This is a genomic window from Neorhizobium sp. PAMB6630 (assembly GCF_058242775.1).
Genome location: NZ_CM177836.1, coordinates 3,389,657 through 3,406,427, shown reverse-complemented (window position 1 = coordinate 3,406,427; position 16,771 = coordinate 3,389,657). Strand labels below are relative to the sequence as shown.

12 protein-coding genes are annotated in these 16,771 nt (G+C 61.9%); 6 read left to right on the top strand and 6 right to left on the bottom strand.

Annotated features, from left to right (window positions below):
• Nucleotides 1-55 precede the first annotated feature (55 nt).
• The 3 genes from AC4CWF_RS16205 to AC4CWF_RS16195 all read right to left on the bottom strand — a co-directional run bounded on the left by AC4CWF_RS16205 (nucleotide 56) and on the right by AC4CWF_RS16195 (nucleotide 5,744).
• The gene (locus tag AC4CWF_RS16205) at nucleotides 56-856 is read right to left on the bottom strand and encodes a TIGR02186 family protein (protein WP_491282661.1); all 801 of its coding nucleotides are present in this window, start codon (nucleotides 854-856) and stop codon (nucleotides 56-58) included.
• Nucleotides 853-1,782 carry a sulfite exporter TauE/SafE family protein gene (locus AC4CWF_RS16200; protein WP_491282660.1) on the bottom strand — a complete coding sequence of 310 codons (930 nt, stop codon included), beginning with the start codon at nucleotides 1,780-1,782 and terminating at the stop codon, nucleotides 853-855. The genes AC4CWF_RS16205 and AC4CWF_RS16200 overlap by 4 nt, the downstream gene beginning before the upstream one ends.
• A gap of 209 nt (nucleotides 1,783-1,991) precedes the next feature.
• Nucleotides 1,992-5,744, bottom strand: a complete 3,753-nt coding sequence (locus tag AC4CWF_RS16195) for a peptidoglycan-binding protein (RefSeq protein WP_491282659.1) — start codon at nucleotides 5,742-5,744, stop codon at nucleotides 1,992-1,994.
• A 405-nt stretch (nucleotides 5,745-6,149) separates the two neighbouring features.
• Here AC4CWF_RS16195 and AC4CWF_RS16190 point away from each other — a divergent pair, with 405 nt between their 5' ends.
• The 5 genes from AC4CWF_RS16190 (at nucleotide 6,150) to AC4CWF_RS16170 (ending at nucleotide 12,671) form a co-directional block, all read left to right on the top strand.
• Nucleotides 6,150-7,943: an acyl-CoA dehydrogenase C-terminal domain-containing protein gene (locus AC4CWF_RS16190; protein WP_491282658.1), complete on the top strand. Its 1,794-nt coding sequence runs from the start codon at nucleotides 6,150-6,152 to the stop codon at nucleotides 7,941-7,943.
• 173 nt (nucleotides 7,944-8,116) lie between these two features.
• On the top strand, nucleotides 8,117-9,325 hold the full coding sequence (locus AC4CWF_RS16185) for an acetyl-CoA C-acetyltransferase (RefSeq protein WP_491282657.1): 1,209 nt from the start codon (nucleotides 8,117-8,119) through the stop codon (nucleotides 9,323-9,325).
• Nucleotides 9,326-9,327: 2 nt separating this feature from the next.
• Nucleotides 9,328-9,711 carry a cupin domain-containing protein gene (locus tag AC4CWF_RS16180; protein ID WP_491282656.1) on the top strand — a complete coding sequence of 128 codons (384 nt, stop codon included), beginning with the start codon at nucleotides 9,328-9,330 and terminating at the stop codon, nucleotides 9,709-9,711.
• 17 nt (nucleotides 9,712-9,728) lie between these two features.
• Complete coding sequence (locus tag AC4CWF_RS16175; protein ID WP_491282655.1) at nucleotides 9,729-11,942, top strand: 3-hydroxyacyl-CoA dehydrogenase NAD-binding domain-containing protein; 2,214 nt, start codon at nucleotides 9,729-9,731, stop codon at nucleotides 11,940-11,942.
• 228 nt (nucleotides 11,943-12,170) lie between these two features.
• Nucleotides 12,171-12,671 (top strand): histidine kinase, encoded by a 501-nt coding sequence (locus tag AC4CWF_RS16170; RefSeq protein WP_491282654.1) that lies wholly within the window; start codon nucleotides 12,171-12,173, stop codon nucleotides 12,669-12,671.
• A gap of 89 nt (nucleotides 12,672-12,760) precedes the next feature.
• Here the strand turns inward: AC4CWF_RS16170 and AC4CWF_RS16165 are convergent, their stop codons facing one another.
• Nucleotides 12,761-13,483: an LrgB family protein gene (locus AC4CWF_RS16165; RefSeq protein WP_491282653.1), complete on the bottom strand. Its 723-nt coding sequence runs from the start codon at nucleotides 13,481-13,483 to the stop codon at nucleotides 12,761-12,763.
• Nucleotides 13,483-13,851: a CidA/LrgA family protein gene (locus AC4CWF_RS16160; protein WP_491282652.1), complete on the bottom strand. Its 369-nt coding sequence runs from the start codon at nucleotides 13,849-13,851 to the stop codon at nucleotides 13,483-13,485. The genes AC4CWF_RS16165 and AC4CWF_RS16160 overlap by 1 nt, the downstream gene beginning before the upstream one ends.
• Nucleotides 13,852-14,112: 261 nt before the next feature.
• Between AC4CWF_RS16160 and AC4CWF_RS16155 the strand changes: the two genes are divergently transcribed.
• Nucleotides 14,113-15,231: an HWE histidine kinase domain-containing protein gene (locus AC4CWF_RS16155; RefSeq protein ID WP_491282651.1), complete on the top strand. Its 1,119-nt coding sequence runs from the start codon at nucleotides 14,113-14,115 to the stop codon at nucleotides 15,229-15,231.
• A gap of 108 nt (nucleotides 15,232-15,339) precedes the next feature.
• On the opposite strand, the gene AC4CWF_RS16150 is transcribed toward AC4CWF_RS16155, so the two are convergent.
• Nucleotides 15,340-16,608: an OpgC family protein gene (locus tag AC4CWF_RS16150; RefSeq protein WP_491282650.1), complete on the bottom strand. Its 1,269-nt coding sequence runs from the start codon at nucleotides 16,606-16,608 to the stop codon at nucleotides 15,340-15,342.
• Between the last annotated feature and the right edge of the window lie 163 nt (nucleotides 16,609-16,771).

The following is a 16,771-nucleotide window of genomic DNA, read 5'->3' as shown; positions in this document are numbered from 1 at the left end:
GCGTCTTTATCTCGACAACAAAACGCCGGGTGCCAGACACCCGGCGTTTCCGCACTCAATCCTTGCGGAACATGATGCTGGCGCCCCAGCCGGTGATGAGCGCCACAAAGACGCTGAACAGGCCATAGACCAGCGGCTGCTGGTGTGCCGCATCGGTAATGGTCTGCTCGAGACCGGTCTTCACCACCCGCAGGGGCAGGTCGCGCTGCTGGATCAACTCGCCGCTCTTGAACAGATAGGCATGCACCACATGCACGCCATCGGGCACGTTGGCCGGCAGGCGCAGTGTGGCGCGAAACAGGCTGGGGCTGACGAAACGCACGCCGCTCGTATCGCGCTGGTAAAGGCCGTTTGAGAGCTTCAGGCGACGGTAGGCCTCGCGAAACTCGGTAATCTCGGTGCCATTGCCCACAAAGCCGGTGGGCGAGAGTGTCAGGTGATCGATGCCGACGCCGAGGCGGTTGAGCGAGGGCGCGTTCTGGATATCCTCAAGCTGGCGCGTGCTGGCGATGGAATAGGATTCCGGCACCTGCTCGAAGGTCATGGAATCGGTGTTCATCCAGATGCCGAACACCCGCTGCTTGCGCCGCACGGTTGCATAATCCACCGGGCCTTCCAGCGTCACCACCACATCATATTGGCCGATAGCGAGAAACAGTTCGTCGGCATTGTTGAGCGCCCCGAACACGGTGAGATCTGCGCCGCGAAAATCCGAGGTGATGGCGATTTCGCTTGTGGAGGTGCCGATTTCCAGCCCCTCGCGCACGGCTGATGGCCCCTGGCCAAGCGGCACCTGGGCCTTTGCCGTCTCGGCAAGCAGAAGGAAGGGAAGCAGCAGCAGGAGCGCGCGGATCATCGGTTGCCAAAGCCTCCGACGGCGATGGAATAGATATCGGCCGGCGTCACCACGAGATCGATCGCCAGCCGCAGGCCAACGGCCAGCACCAGCAGGCCGAGAAGCGCGCGCAGCTGTTCGCCGCGCAGCTTCTGGCCGACACGCACGCCGTACTGCGCGCCGATGACGCCCGCCACCATCAGGATCGTAGCGAGCACGATATCGACGGAATAGTTCGTCGCGGCCTGCACGATGGTGGTGTAGGCGGTGACGAAAATGATCTGGAACAGCGATGTGCCCACAACGACATTTGTCGGGATGCGCAGGAGATAGATCATCGCCGGCACCATGATGAAACCGCCGCCGACGCCCATGACGGAGGTGAGGATGCCGATGCCGAAGCCCAGCGCCACAACGGGAATGGCCGAGAGATAAAGCTTCGATTTCTTGAAGCGCATCTTGAGCGGCAGCCGATGGACCCAGTTGTGATGGCCCGGACGTTTGAGCGGCAGCGCCTCATTGCGGGCGGCCCGGCGCATGGCGCGCAGGCTTTCCGCCAGCATCAGGCTGCCGATCGTGCCGAGGAACACGACGTAGAGCAGGGAGATGATGAGGTCGAGCTGGCCGAGCCGTCGCAGCCAGGAAAAGATCCACACACCGACGGTGGCACCCGCCAGACCCCCGATCAGCAGTACGCTGCCCAGTTTCACATCCAGCGTGCCGCGGCGGAAATGGCTGATGGCACCGGAGACGGAGGAGGCGACGACCTGGTTTGCACCGGTTGCCACGGCAACGACGGGCGGGATGTTGTAGAAGATCAGAAGCGGCGTGATCAGAAACCCGCCGCCGACGCCGAACATGCCGGACAGAAAACCGACGGCTGCGCCCATGCCGAGAATGATGAAGATGTTCACCGACAGCTCTGCGATGGGCAGATACACAGTCACGGGCGTTCCTTAAGCAGAAATGGCTCCGCCGTCGCGGGCGGCTTCGCGAGGGACCACCCGTGCGGCGCATGAAATCGACGGTCTAACCGGACGCTGTCACGCACCGGTGCTAGGCTTCCGTCATGCGCTGCCGCGTTTTTCGAGTCAATTGAAAAGCCGCGGAAAACAAGGATTTCAGCCCGCTGTGGCGGATCTGTTCCGGCTAGATCTCAGGCCCCCTGCACCTTGTTCTTTTCCAGAAGCTTGCGCACCAGCGCTTCGGAAATATTGCCGTCTTCGGCAAGCCCGTTGCTGCGCTGGAAGGCGCGAATGGCCGTCACTGTCTTTTTGCCCATCAAACCATCCGGCTGGCCGGCGTCATAACCGTTGCGGTTGAGGATCGCCTGAATGTTGCGGATCGCCTTGCCCATGTCGATGCTGGCGGACGTGTCGGTCTTGGTTGACCAGTCGGCGGGAATGTTGGTGCCGTTTGCCTTGCCGTCCAGCGTCTGCTGTTTCCAATTGGCAAGCCGTGCCTTGGCGCTTTCCAGCTGCGCCGGCTTCAGCGCATTGGCCACTTCATCGCGCTTTGCGGCGGCATCGCGGTCGCCGCCATTGGCGGCAATGGCAAACCACTTGTAGGATTCTTCCAGGTTCTGCTCCGTGCCGTTGCCGCGGGCAAACAGGATCGCAAGGTTGAACTGGCTGTCGGTAATGCCAAGATCTGCTGCCCGGCCGAACCATTCGACGGCCGCCCGGTAATCGGCGTTCCCCGCGGCACCGGAGGCGTAGAGCACGGCCAGATTGTGCATGGCGCCGGCATTGCCGGCATTCGCCGCCTGTTCGTAGAGGCTGACGGCGCGGGTAAGGTCCTTGGTGACCGCGGTTCCCTTCTCGTAAAGGCTGCCAAGGCGATATTGCGCCGGCGCAGAACCGCGCTCGGCGGCAAGGCCATACCAGCGGGCAGCCTCTGCCGGATCGGCTGTCACGCCTTGTCCCTCGGTAAAGCGCGCGCCGATTTCAAACAGCGCCTGCGGATTGCCCTCTGCTGCGGCATCGGCCAGCGGCTGCGGGCCAAGGCCTGCGGGAATAACGATCCCAGCAGCGCCGGTGCTGTCCATCGGGGCTGCGGCTTCTTCGGGCAGGGACTGCCTCACCACGTCCGCCTGCGGTGCCGGCTGCACTGCGGCAACCTCGGCCGGTGTCGTGGCATTCGCGGATGCTTCGGCCGGCGCCTGGAGGCCAGCACCTTGCATTGCGGGTGCCGCCGGTGCCGTGGCCGCAGCCTGTGGGGCAACGGGTGTCGCGGCGGTATGAGTTTGGGAGATAGCCGGGGCAGCCGGCATCTTAGGGGCAGAGGTTGCGACATTCTGCGCGGATGCCGGGCGGGTCGCCTCGCCGGTGGTGATGGATGCGGCGGGCGCCTTTTCGCTGCGTGTCAGCGTATTGAACAGCGGCATGGCCATCAGCGCCAGAAGCACGGCGCCAACCGCCATCAGGATGGGGCGGCGGTGGCGCGCAAAGGTGGCGCGAACGCCGGAAGGCGCGATGGTCCCTTTTACGTTCCCCTTCGAACCGGTGTCTGCCGGGGCCTGACCCATTTCCAGCGCCGCAGCCTTTGCGGCCCGGCGGGCAGCGGCGATATAATCCATCCGCTCGCCATCGGTGCCATCAGGCGTGCTTTCGCTTTGTCTGGCTTCAGCCGCCAGGGCAGCGTCGGCAGCCGCTTGCGTGGCGCGCACGCGCTCAAGGATCTTGCGCACATCAGGGGTTCCGGAGCCGGGCTCCAGAAGGGCGTTGTCGCCGCTATCGTCGGCCTCGTAGGATGCAACTGCTGTGCCGGGATCGAGCGAAGGGGTGGGGTCTACCCGCGTGCGTTTGTTCTTCTGGGCCGATGCGCGCCCGGATCTACGAAAGCGCCTGGAAAGGCCGGACAAAAGGCCGCCACGGGCAGTGTCTTGCCCGTTTGCGGCGTCGCTCTCGTCGGCATCCGGTTCCATCACGGCAGGGCTGCCGGCCGTTTGCGCCATCAACTGCTCGTTGGCACGCGCCAGCATGCCGCGCGGCTCGCCCGTTTCGGGTGTCGTTGGGGCAGGACCTGTTTTTTGTTGCGCCATCGGCGGGCGCACGGCGGTCTGGGTTTCTGCGCGGGGGGGCGCAAGCGGTGCTCCGCCAAACAGCGCCGTCTGGCGCTCGCCCATCCGGCCTTCCATACGGTCCAGCCGCTCGGCAATCTCGTTCAGCGTGCGGTGCAGGCCCGTAAATGTCTGCTGCGTGCGCTCTTCCGAGCCGCGCGCGAGTTCTTCAAGATGGCGCAGGTCTTCGGCCAGCGCCAGAAGCGTTGCCGTATCGGGTGTCGCATCGCTGCCGGTGCCGCGTCCGTTGCGGGAATAGGCCTCGATCACGGTTTCGGCAGCCTGTCGGGCGGCCTCCAGCACATATTCGTCGCTGGTCGCCATATAACCTTCGATGGCCGCCATGCGCTGGTCAAAATCGTCGGGAAGGCTTGTCTCCCGCCGCGGTTCGCTCATCAGGCTTGAAAGATGGGCGATCTGTTTTTCAAGGCCGAGAAGCGAAAGGCTATCGCCCTGCGGCGCGGCACTTGCCTCTTCCAGGCGGGCTGCGATCTCGTCCAGCCGGATTTCCAGGCGTCCGAGCCCGGCATCGGAGGCAGCCGGCGCGGTGGCGAGGTTGTCGATCCGATGGGTCAGATCCTCCAACCGGCGGCCAAGGCCGTCGCTTGTGTGTTCGCTCGCCAGTGCCTCGATCCGTGCGGTGAGATCGGCCAGCGAGCCGGCAATGTTCTGCTGCGGCCCGCGGGCAAAAAATTCCGCCAGTTCCTCCAGCCGCTCTTCCAGCCGGTAGGCATCCTGCACATGGGCAAGGCTTTCGATCTTGTCGTGAAGGCCGATCAGCCTCTCCTCCAGACGCCGCAGCGCCTCGTGTTCGGCCGCTTCGTTGCGCGGGCGGGTGTTGTTGGCGGCAACGGCGCGGCTCAACTCGTCCAGCCGGTCGTCGATATGGGAAAACTGGCCGGACACATGTTCGCTCTCCAGCGGGCGCTGGGCAAGGTCTTCCACCACGGCGGCGAGCATCAGCACCTTGTCTTCGAGCGTGCGGATCGCCGGGCTGTCGGCCATGGTGCCAAGCTCGGCCTTCACGCCATCGATGCGGTAGGCGAGCGCGATCAGCTCCTTCTGGATGCCGCTCGCGTCAAATTCCTCCAGCCGTTCTTCCACGGCGCTCCAGCGGTTTTCCATGCTGTGCAGGCTGTCCTGGCGGGCAAGGCCATCGATCAGCGCGCGAAGGTCATCCAGTTCGCCGCGCAGGTCGGAGGCGGCAGATGGCGTGCGGCTGGACAGCATGTCGATGCCATCGGCCAGCCGCGCCAGTTCGTCTCGCAGGTCCGCGCCGAGATCGCGGCCATCGGCAAAACCGCGCATGGACTGCACGTCATCGCGCAGCGCCTGCATTTCGCGGGCAATGTTTTCGGAAATATCCTGGCGCAGTTCGCGCCGCAAATCATGCAGCGCCTGGGCAATGGTGCCGGTATTGTTGCTTTCGGCGGCCGGGCGCGGGCTCGGGCGGGTGTCCAAGGCGCGGGCAAGGGCCGAAGCAGGCGCTGTGCGGCGCGGTTCGACGGGTCTCACCTCGTCACGGCCTTCGCTTTCCCGGACCGGCTGGGCGGGCATACGGGGCGCAAAATCGGCGCCGGCGGTGCGCCGTTCGCGCGCGGCATCCAGCATACGCTGGCGCTCGCGTATTTCGGCCAGCGCATCGGAGTGCGGGCGGGCAGGCGGTTCGCTCACAGGCATCCGCGGGGTCGGCTCAGATGGCAGAGGTGCCGCCTTTTGCATCTCGCGCGGGGTCGACGCCTTCAGCAGGCCTTCGATGCGGGCTTCCAGTCCCTCGATGGTACGGTTCAGCGCATCGAGAGAAGAGCGTTCTCCGCGGGCGTTGGTGTTAAGGCGTGATCCGTTCATCTTCTACTCGTTTTGCTGCGCACGTCGCGTTGCATCGGATGGATCCGTCCAGCCACTGGTCAAGGCATGCCTGACGGCGCCTCTTTCAGCCGGTTGCACCACGGACCTAAATCCCATGGCTGAACTTTTCCGCGTCTGGCACCGTCCCTGCCCAATGACCGAAGCACTGCTGCCACGGCGTTCCCCATCATTTCGCGAAACGTAGTTAATACCGTGTTAAGAGGGAGCAAAGTTTTAACGAAGTTTGCGCGGCGTGCCGGAAACGCCGCAATTTGCGGCGTCAATGACGGCAATTTCATCGACGCAGAGCGACAATTTATTCCATTGACGTTTACGCGCACGTCAATATTTTATACGGTCATGAATGCCGGTTGATCCGGCCGCCGATTTGGAGGAGTTCGCGTTATGCCCGTCTACAAGGCCCCGGTCACCGATACGCTGTTTATCCTGAAGGACGTGCTCGGCATCGAGCGTTACAACAACCTGCCGGGCTTCGCCGATGCAACGCCTGACATGATCGAGGCAATCACCTCCGAAGCCGGGCGCCTGTCCGAAGAGGTGCTGTTTCCGCTCAATTACTCCGGCGATCAGGAAGGCTGCGTGCGCGCCGACGATGGTTCGGTGACCACGCCCAAAGGTTTCAAACAGGCTTACGATGCCTATTGCGAAGGCGGCTGGATCGGCCTTGCCGTGCCGGAGGAGTTTGGCGGGCAGGGCCTTCCCTACACGCTGCACGCCGCCGTCGGCGAATACACGTCCGCCGCCAACATGTCGCTGATGATGTATCCGGGCCTGACGCAGGGCGCGATTGCCGCGATCCTCGTCCACGGCAGCGACGAACAGAAGAAAACCTACCTGCCCAAGATGATCGAGGGCACGTGGTCGGGCACCATGAACCTCACCGAACCCCATTGCGGCACGGATCTTGGCCTCTTGCGCACGAAGGCGGTGCCGCAGGGCGATGGCTCCTATAAGCTCTCCGGCCAGAAGATCTTCATCTCCGCCGGCGAACACGACATGACGGATAATATCGTCCATCTGGTTCTCGCCCGCATCGAGGGTGCACCTGTCGGCACCAAGGGCATTTCGCTGTTCATCGTGCCGAAGTTTCTGGTCAACGATGATGGATCGGTCGGGGCGCGCAACGGCGTTGCCTGCGGTGCCATCGAGCACAAGATGGGCATTCACGGCAATGCCACCTGCGTGATGAACTATGACGATGCCACCGGCTACCTGATCGGCGCGGAGAACAAGGGCCTGAACGCCATGTTCGTCATGATGAACGAGGCGCGCCTCGGCGTCGGCCTGCAGGGTCTCGCCATCTCCGAAATCGCCTACCAGAACGCCGTCGCCTACGCCAGGGATCGCCTGCAGGGTCGCTCTCTCTCCGGCCCCAAGGCGCCGGAAAAGTCCGCCGATCCGATCATCGTGCATCCCGATATCCGCCGCACGCTGATGACCATCAAAGCCTTCAACGAGGCCGGCCGTGCCTTCATGCTGTGGACGGCGCTGAAATCCGACATCGCCCACCGCTCCTCCGAGGCCACAGAGCGCCAGGCCGCCGACGATCTTCTCGGGCTTGCCACCCCGATCCTCAAGGGCGTGATGACCGACAAGGGGTTTGACCACGCGGTCATGGCCCAGCAGGTCTATGGCGGCCATGGCTATATCGAAGAATGGGGCATGAGCCAGTATGTCCGCGATGCCCGTATCGCCATGATCTATGAGGGCGCGAACGGCATCCAGGCGCTCGATCTCGTTGGCCGCAAGCTGGCGCTGAACGGTGGCCGCGCCGTCATGGCCGCCTTCAAGGAAATCGGCGATTTCTGCGAGGAAAACCGCGAAAACGAGGCGATGGCGCCCTATACCAAGGCGCTGAAGAAGGGCCTCAACGACCTGCAGGCTTCCACCATGTGGTTCATGCAGAATGCCATGGCAAAGCCCGACAATGCCGGTGCCGGCTCCACCGATTACATGCACCTCTTCGGCCTCGTCATGCTCGGTTACATGTGGGCGAAGATGGCGAAATCCGCGCAGGACCTCCTTGCCGCCGGCGACGAGCGGGATGATTTCCTGAAGACGAAGCTTGTCACGGCGCGCTTCTACATGGACAAGATCATGCCGGAAACGGCGCTTCGCAAGGTCCGCATCGAGGCAGGCAGCGACACGCTGATGGAACTGGCCGCCGAGGCGTTTTGATGGTCCCTTCTCCCCTCGGGGAGAAGGTGGCCGAAGGCCGAATGAGGGGGGGCGGCGGGCGATGGCGCCAATGGCCCCCTCATCGCCTCGCATGCGCTCGGCACTTCTCCCCGCTGGGGAGAAGGGAGAGATAGAGAATTTCAGGCGCCCCGCGCGCCCAAGGGAGAGACACAATGACCGAAGTCTATATCTACGACCACGTGCGCACGCCGCGCGGCCGTGGCAAGAAGGATGGATCCCTGCACGAGGTGCCCTCCGTCCGTCTCGCTGCGAAAACGCTGGAAGCCATCCGCGACCGCAACGGGCTCGACACGGCAACCGTCGATGACATCATCATGGGCTGCGTCGATCCGGTCATGGATGCCGGCGCCGTCATCCCCAAGGCTGCCGCCTTCGAGGCCGGTTATTCGGTGAAGGCGCCGGGCATGCAGATTTCTCGTTTCTGCGCGTCGGGTCTCGATGCTGTGAATTTTGCCGCCGGCAAGGTCATGGCCGGTTCGGATGATATCGTCATCGCCGGCGGTGTGGAAAGCATGTCGCGTGTCGGCATGGGCATGTCCGGCGGCTCCTGGTACATGGATCCGTCCGTGAACTTCCCCGGCTATTTCATGCCGCAGGGCGTTTCCGCCGATCTCATCGCCACGAAGTATGGTTTTACCCGCGATGACGTCGATGCCTATGCGGTGGAAAGCCAGAAGCGCGCAGCGCATGCCTGGTCGAACGGTTATTTCTCCAAATCGGTCATTCCGGTCAAAGACCAGAACGGCCTCACCATCCTGGACCGCGACGAGCATATGCGGCCCGAAACGAACATGCAGTCGCTGGCAGCGCTCAACCCATCCTTCCAGATGCCGGGCGAAATGGGCGGCTTCGAAGCCGTCGGCCTGCAGGCGCATCCGGAAGTCGAGCGCATCACCTATGTCCACCACGCCGGCAATTCCTCCGGTATCGTCGATGGTGCCGCCGCCGTTCTCGTCGGTTCGAAAGCCGGTGGTCAGTCCATGGGCCTGAAGCCGCGCGCCCGCATCCGCTCTTTCACCAATATCGGCTCTGATCCGGCGCTGATGCTGACCGGCCCGGTCGATGTGACGGAAAAGCTTCTGAAGCGCACCGGCATGTCGATTTCCGATATCGACCTCTTCGAGCTGAACGAAGCGTTTGCTGCCGTCGTGCTGCGTTATATGCAGGCTTTCGACATTTCCCACGACAAGATGAACGTCAATGGCGGAGCGATCGCCATGGGCCATCCGCTCGGCGCCACCGGCGCGATGATTTTGGGTACCGTGCTCGACGAACTGGAGCGCCGCGATCTCAATACCGCGCTCGTCACCCTTTGCATCGGCGCGGGCATGGGCACGGCCACCGTGATCGAAAGGGTTTGACCATGAGCTTCAACACAGGCTCGGTCGAAGCCGAATTTGACCACGTCAGCGACCACTGGTCGCCACGCGTGATTGCCGACCTTAACGGCCAGAGCGTGAAAGTGGCCAAGGTCAAGGACCATCTCACCTGGCATTCTCACCGCGACGAGGACGAGCTGTTCCTGATCTGGAAGGGCGCGCTCACCATCGAATATCGCGATCGGCCGCATGTCCATCTGAAAGCCGGCGATTTCCATGTCGTGCCGAAGGGCGTCGAGCACAATCCGGTTGCGGCCGAGGAATGCTGGATCATGTTGTTTGAGCCGTCCGAGACGAAACACACCGGCGATGTCGTGGTCGAAAAGACCAAAACGCTGGATGCACAGCGCAGCCATCTGTCGGCTTGAGCGGGGAGGAGAAACCCATGACCTACAAGAATTTCACCGTCGAGACTGACGCAGACGGCATCGCCCTCGTCACCTGGGACATGCCGGACAAGTCGATGAACGTCTTCACCGTCGAGGTGATGCAGGAAATCGACGCTATCGTCGATGCGACCGTCAAGGACGAGGCCGTCAAGGGCGTCGTCTTCACCTCGGGCAAGTCCGCCTTTTCCGGCGGCGCCGATCTCACCATGATCCGCGGCATGTTCACGCTTCTGCAGGAAGAGCAGGCGAAGAACCCCGAAACCGCGATGCAAAAGCTGTTCGAGGAAGCCGGGCGCATGACCTGGCTGTGGCGCAAGATCGAAACCAACGGCAAGCCGTGGGTGGCCGCCATCAATGGCGTGTGCATGGGCGGCGCGCTGGAACTGTCGCTGTCGTGCCATGGCCGCGTTGTCTCGAACGCCAAGTCCGTCAAGCTCGCGCTGCCGGAAGTCAAGGTCGGCATCTTTCCGGGCGCCGGCGGCACGCAGCGTGTGTCGCGCCTTGCCAACACGCAGGATGCCCTGCAGATGATGACGACCGGCCAGACTTTGACGCCCCAGCGCGCAAAGGCGATGAACCTCGTCCATCAGGTGGTCGAGCCCGATCAGCTCGTGCCGGCCGCCAAGCAGATGATCAAGGACGGCCTGAAGCCCGTCGCCCCCTGGGATGAAAAGGGCTTTAAAGTCCCCGGCGGCGGTATCTGGACGCCGGCTGCCGCCCAGCTCTGGCCAGCCGCTCCCGCGATCCTGCGCCGCGAAACATCAGGCAATTATCCAGGCGCGCTTGCCATCCTCAAATGCGTCTATGAAGGGCTGCAACTGCCTTTCGATACGGCGCTTAAGGTCGAGCAGCGGTATTTCACGCAAATCCTGCGCACCACCGAAGCGTTTTCTATGATCCGCTCGCTGTTCATTTCCATGCAGGAACTGGGCAAGGGCGCTCGCCGCCCCGCCGGCATCGAGAAAAAGAAGCTTTCGAAAATCGGCGTCGTCGGCGCTGGCTTCATGGGCGCTTCCATCGCCTATGTCACGGCAGCTGCCGGCATCGCCGTCTCGCTGATCGACCGCGACGAAGAAGCCGCCGCCAAGGGCAAGGCCCATTCGGAAAAGCTGGTCGCAGACCAGATCGGCAAGGGGCGCATGACCAAGGAGGACGGCGAAAAGCTGCTCTCCCTCATCACCCCCACCGCCGATTATTCGACCCTGTCGGATGTTTCGCTCGTCGTGGAAGCCGTCTTCGAAGACCGTCAGGTCAAGAAGGATGTCATCGAAAAGGTCGAGGCCGTTCTGCCGGAGGGCGCGATCTTTGCCTCCAACACCTCGACGCTTCCGATCACCGGCCTTGCGAAGAATTCAAAACGTCCAAAACAGTTCATCGGCGTGCATTTCTTCTCGCCGGTCGAAAAGATGATGCTGACGGAAGTCATCCTGGGCGAGGAAACCGGGGATGAGGCTCTGGCCGTGGCGCTGGATTACGTCGCCCAGATCAAGAAGACCCCCATCGTTGTCAACGATACCCGCGGTTTCTACGTCAACCGCTGCGTTTTCCGCTACATCAACGAAGCCTATGACATGCTGATCGAAGGCGTGCCGGCCACCATGATCGAAAATGCCGCCAAGATGGCGGGCATGCCGGTCGGGCCGCTGTCGCTCAACGATGAAGTGGCCGTCGATCTCTCCCAGAAGATCATGAAGGCCTCGATTGCCGATCTCGGTGAAGCCTCGGTCAAGCCCGAGCATATGGCGCTGGTCGATAAGCTCGTGAACGATCTCGATCGTCGCGGCCGCAAGAACACACGTGGTTTCTACGACTATCCGGCAAAGCCTGCGAAAAAGTCTCTGTGGCCGGGCCTCAAGGATCTCTATCCGCAGAAGCCGGCAGCGGAGGTCGATGTAAACGTGCTGAAGCAGCGCCTTCTCGTCACCATCGCGCTGGAAGCGGCCCGCACCATGGAAGAAGGCATCGTGACGGACCCGCGTGAGGCCGACGTCGGCTCCATCCTCGGTTTCGGTTTTGCACCCTATACCGGCGGCACGCTGTCTTACATTGACGGCATGGGCGTGAAGACGTTCGTTACGCTCTGCGAAACGCTGGCTAGCCAGTACGGCGAGCATTTCAAGCCGACGCCGCTGCTTCTCGATATGGCTGCCAAGGGAGACACGTTCTACACGCGGTTCGATCCCTATGGCGCAGCGCAGAAGGCGGCGTGATCCGCATCGGACTTTATTGGATTAGTGGACAGGCTCCGAAAGGGGCCTGTTTGCCGTTTCAGGCTACGTTTCCTTGGCCGCCCCAAATTGTCCTTCCGGTTACCAAGCCTGTTCACGGCTGGCTGAGCAATTTCGTGTAGTACGGCGGGTAACCGGTGCGCTTCAGACTGTGCCGACACGCCGGCCTTTCTTTCCACTCAGCCTCTCTTCTCACAAGGATCCCGTTCCGTGAAGAAAATCATTGTCGCTGCCGCTTTCGCAGCCATGCTGTTTCCATCTGCGTCCTTCGCTGCCATGAAAACCCTGGTATTTCCAAGCGATGCTCCTATTGCCAGCATCTCGATCCCCAAAAGCTGGGGTCCGGAAGAAACCGAAAGCGGCATCCAGGCCACATCGGATGACAGCGCGATCTATCTGGCCATCGATATCGCCGATGAAAAGACCAGCGACAAGGTGATCGATGATGCCCTGGCCTTCCTGAAGGAGGCCGGTGTCACCATAGATGGGTCGACGCAGAAACAGTCGGAGGAAATGATCAACGGCATGAGCATGTCCAATTTCGACTGGACCGGCACTGACACGGATGGGCCGGTGAATGTTGGCCTTTCGGTTCTGTCGCCCAAGCCCGGCAAGCTGCTGCTGATCACTTATTGGGGCTCCAAAGGCGAGCAGGAGAAGCACGGTGACGAATTGTTGGCGATCATTTCCTCGCTGAAGCCGGCTCCCTGAACACCTTGTTCTGCGGATAGTTCCGGTGCGCCTTAAACAGAGGCTTGGTGCCCGCCGGCGCACACATTTGCGGTGCGCCGGCGGACGGTTCATGCCCCCAGCAGCAGCCGCGCGGCGATGGGGACGATGAGCGAGGTTGCCAGCGCGTTCAGCGCCATGGCGATACCGGCAAACAGGCCGGCCGTCGGATCGACATCATAGGCGCGCGCGGTGCCGATGCCGTGGGAGGTGAGGCCGACGGCAAAGCCGCGCGCGGCATAATCGCGGATGCCCATGCGGTTCATCAGCGGCGTGACGATGAGGGCGCCGATAATGCCGGTGAGGATCACCAGCACGGCCGTCAGCGAAGGATTGCCGCCGAGCGACGAGGAGATCGCCATGGCAACGCCGGCGGTTGCCGATTTTGGCAGGAAGGAAATCATCATCTCGCGCGGCAGGCCAACCAGCGTTCCAAGCACCACGACAGAAAGCACGGCGGCAACGGACCCCACGGCAAGCGCCACCCCGATCGGTGGCAGAACGCGCTTCACCTCATCCCATTGCAGGTAAAGCGGAACGGCAATGGCAACCGTTGCGGGTCCGAGCAGGAAATGTACGAACTGCGCGCCGGCAAAGAATTTTTCGTAAGGGATGTGAAACACCGTCATCACCGCCGACAGGAAGATGACCGAGGTGAGAACCGGGTTCACCAGCGGATTGCGCTTCAGGCGAACCGACAGTTCGGAGGCTGCAATCCAGGTGCAGACGGTCAGTGTCAGCCAGATCAGCGGCGAGGTGGAAAGGTAGACCCAGAGATCGACGGGACTGCGCATCAGGACCCCCATTTGCCATCGAAGAACCGGCGGGCGGCGATGAAGGTCCAGACGGTGACGGCAAGGGTGAAGGCGGCCGAGGCGATCAGAACCACCGCAATTGGGCCAAGCTGCGATTGCAGGACACCCCAGAGCGATACGATGCCGACACCGGCCGGAACGAACAGCAGGCCGAGATTGGACAGAAGTGCACCGGCTGCCCCTTCCACCTGGGGAAAAGGCGCACGTCCCGTGCGCCGGCCGAGCTGGAGGGCGAGAAACAGCAGAACCAGCCCGACAACAGGTCCGGGAACCGGCAGTTTGGTCAGGAAAACAAGGCTTTCGCCAAGGAGCTGGAAAAGAAGAAGAGCCGCGATGCCGCGTAACATGATGGTCTCCGACCGTGTGTGAATGGCGCGAGACTAGCCCGGTTGCGGGAATACGTCACGCATCCCCCGGTGGGAGGGCAGCGATCCTGCCACACTTATGAGAAGAGGCGGAAATGCATCGTGAAGGCTCACGTTTTCCTGTTGCGGTTTTGGTGGCGCCTGCGATAGTGGTATCTGTCGCATTTCTACATAAGAAACAGTCGCATACGGCGTGGGGCACACAGTCGGAATTGCCAAAGCGCAAGGCCGCAAGGGGGATGGATGTTCATGGGAAGCAAGGGCGAGGCACCCTCGCGGGCGGCCTTGGCTTTCAGCCGGCTTGCTGCGCGGGATAATCGCGTCGTGAGCTTGCTGTCGCGCCTGCCTGCCTTCCGCTCCACCACACAGCAATCGACTGTGCGGGAGAAGGTTTATGCCTACCTGATCTCGCTGGTTATCGCAGTCATTGCCGTTGCCTTACGTTTCCTCGTGGATGATTACCTGCCGCCCGGTTTTCCTTACCTGACGTTTTTCCCGGCCGTGATCCTCACCGGTTTCTGCTTTGGCATCTATCCGGCCCTCATGAACACGATGATCTGCGGGCTCGTCGCCTGGTACTGGTTCATTCCGCCGGTGGCCTCCTTTGCCCTGACGGTTCCGGCGATTACGGCACTGGCGTTTTATTTCTTCGTCATTGCCATCGATCTTGGCCTCCTGCAATTGCTGCTGGCCGCCTACGGTTCGCAGGTGCGGGTGCGTGATGATCTCGCCTATAACCTGCAGCTGCAGCAGCTTGTCTCGGAAGAGGTGGATCACCGGCTCAAAAACCTGCTGGCCACCACCAGTGGCCTGATCGCCCTGTCGCAGCGCCATGCCACGACCCCGCAGCAACTGGGCAGCCAGCTGCGCCAGCGGGTGCAGGCCATGGGCCATTCCATCACGCTTCTGCGCGGCTCCCTGCATGGCGGCAGTGCCGATATCCGCGAGGCGATCCTTGCCGCGCTGGAACCGCTCGGCCTGTCGGAAGGTGAGAGGCTGGCATTCGAGGGGCCAAGACTCAACCTCAACGGCGCCACCATCATCTCGCTCAGCCTCATCATCCACGAGCTTGGCACCAATGCGTTGAAATACGGCGCGTTGTCGCAGGATGTCGGGCAGATCGTCGTGTCCTGGCACCGCCGTTCGGCAGAGGGGCAGGATCCTGCTCAGGCTGGCGACCTGATCGATCTCGTCTGGCGCGAACAAAACGGTCCGCCGGTTGCCCTGCCGACAAGCCAGGGATTTGGCACTGACCTCGTGCGCCGCATGTCGGCAAGCCTCGGCGGCGAATGCCGTCTGTCCTATGAGCCGACAGGGCTCGTCGTGCATTTCGAGATGCGCGCGCAGAACGTTCAGGCCTGATCGTCATAGGCGCCGCCAAACGCGCTCCGGTTATCCACTGCCCGCAAACGTAAAACGGCGGCACCGTTGCCGGGTGCCGCCGCTTGATCATGTGTCTGGCCTCTTTGCTCAGGCGGTCTTTGGCGCCGTTTTGGAGGCGAGGACCGGTTTTGGGGAAATCCCGACCTTCGATGCATTCGCCTTGGCCGTCTGGGGAGAAACACTGCCGACGTCCAGCGTCAGCCACTTGTCGCGTTCGCGCCACAGGGCCGGGATGGCGAGAAGGCCGATGCAGCTGAAGGCGATCATCGTTTTCGTCACTTCCGAAAGCTCCGGCGTGCGGCCATCGAAATAATAAACCGCGTAGACGATGCCGACATGCCAGACATAGACATAAAGCGAATGGCGACCGAGCAGCTGGAGGAATTTCAGCGACAGAACCCAGATGATGCCATTGGCGATGCGCTGCACCCATTGCGCCTTGTGTTTCGGGCCGGCGATCACCATCCAGGTCAGAAGCGTTGCGGCAGCAACGAAGTTGATGAGGTAGACCGGGCCAAAATCGGCGCGGATTTCCATCGTGGCGAACTTGCCCGCCAGTTCAGCCGGCATCATGCCATGAGCGGTCATGATGCGCAGCGGCAGGAAGAAACCGCAGATGAGCACGCAGATCGTCGGAATGAACGTATTCTCAGGCGAAAAGATCTTACCCCAGTTGATGCGGTTGAGCGACGTCAGCGCCCCCAGCACCAGGCCGGAATAAAACACGATCTGCCAACCGAGCAGGTTGAACGAAGCGCGAATACCCTGATCGTCGGGGCGCATGAAGAAGCTGTTGATCGGATCAGTAACGATCTTCTGCAGGCCAAGCTGTCCCGCCATCCAGAGGATCAGCGAGCCTGCCATGACATGCGCCCACTTGCCGTCGATGACGAGCTTCACGAGGATCGGCGCAAACAGCATGTAGATGATGTATTGCGGCAGGATATCCATGAAGGTCGGCTGGAAGACGAAACTCGCAATGGCCGCCAGACGCCACGGATCATCAAACGTCGTATACCCCAGCCAGTTGTACCAGATGTAATAGGCGCCCGGCAGCACCATCTGGGCTGCCAGCACGCAGATCACGATGCCCATGGCATAACGATACAGCTCGAAAGCGCGCGAATAGATCGCCTGGCGACCCGCGGCATAGCCGTTTTTCGCCATCTTGCGCACATAGACCATGCCAATCAGCAGGCCCGACAGGAAAACGAAACCTTGCGCATCTTCCACAAAGGCGAGCTGGTTGTGATTGATGTTCACCAGCCAGTAGCCGCCTGCAAAGATCAGGTGGTTGATCAACATGAAAACGAGGAAATATCCCCGCATACCGTCAATGAGGTCATAACGTTTCATCGGTCGCGTCTCCGTCTCGTAGCGTCCGAAGGCTCGCGCCGGTCGGTCCGTGATGCCTCTACGGGCAGGAAGTTTGGCCATTTAACGCGGCTTAAGCGGGGCGGTTCCCGCAGCGCAACACTTCTTGTAACGAAGCGATTGTCACAAATACGGCATTAACCAG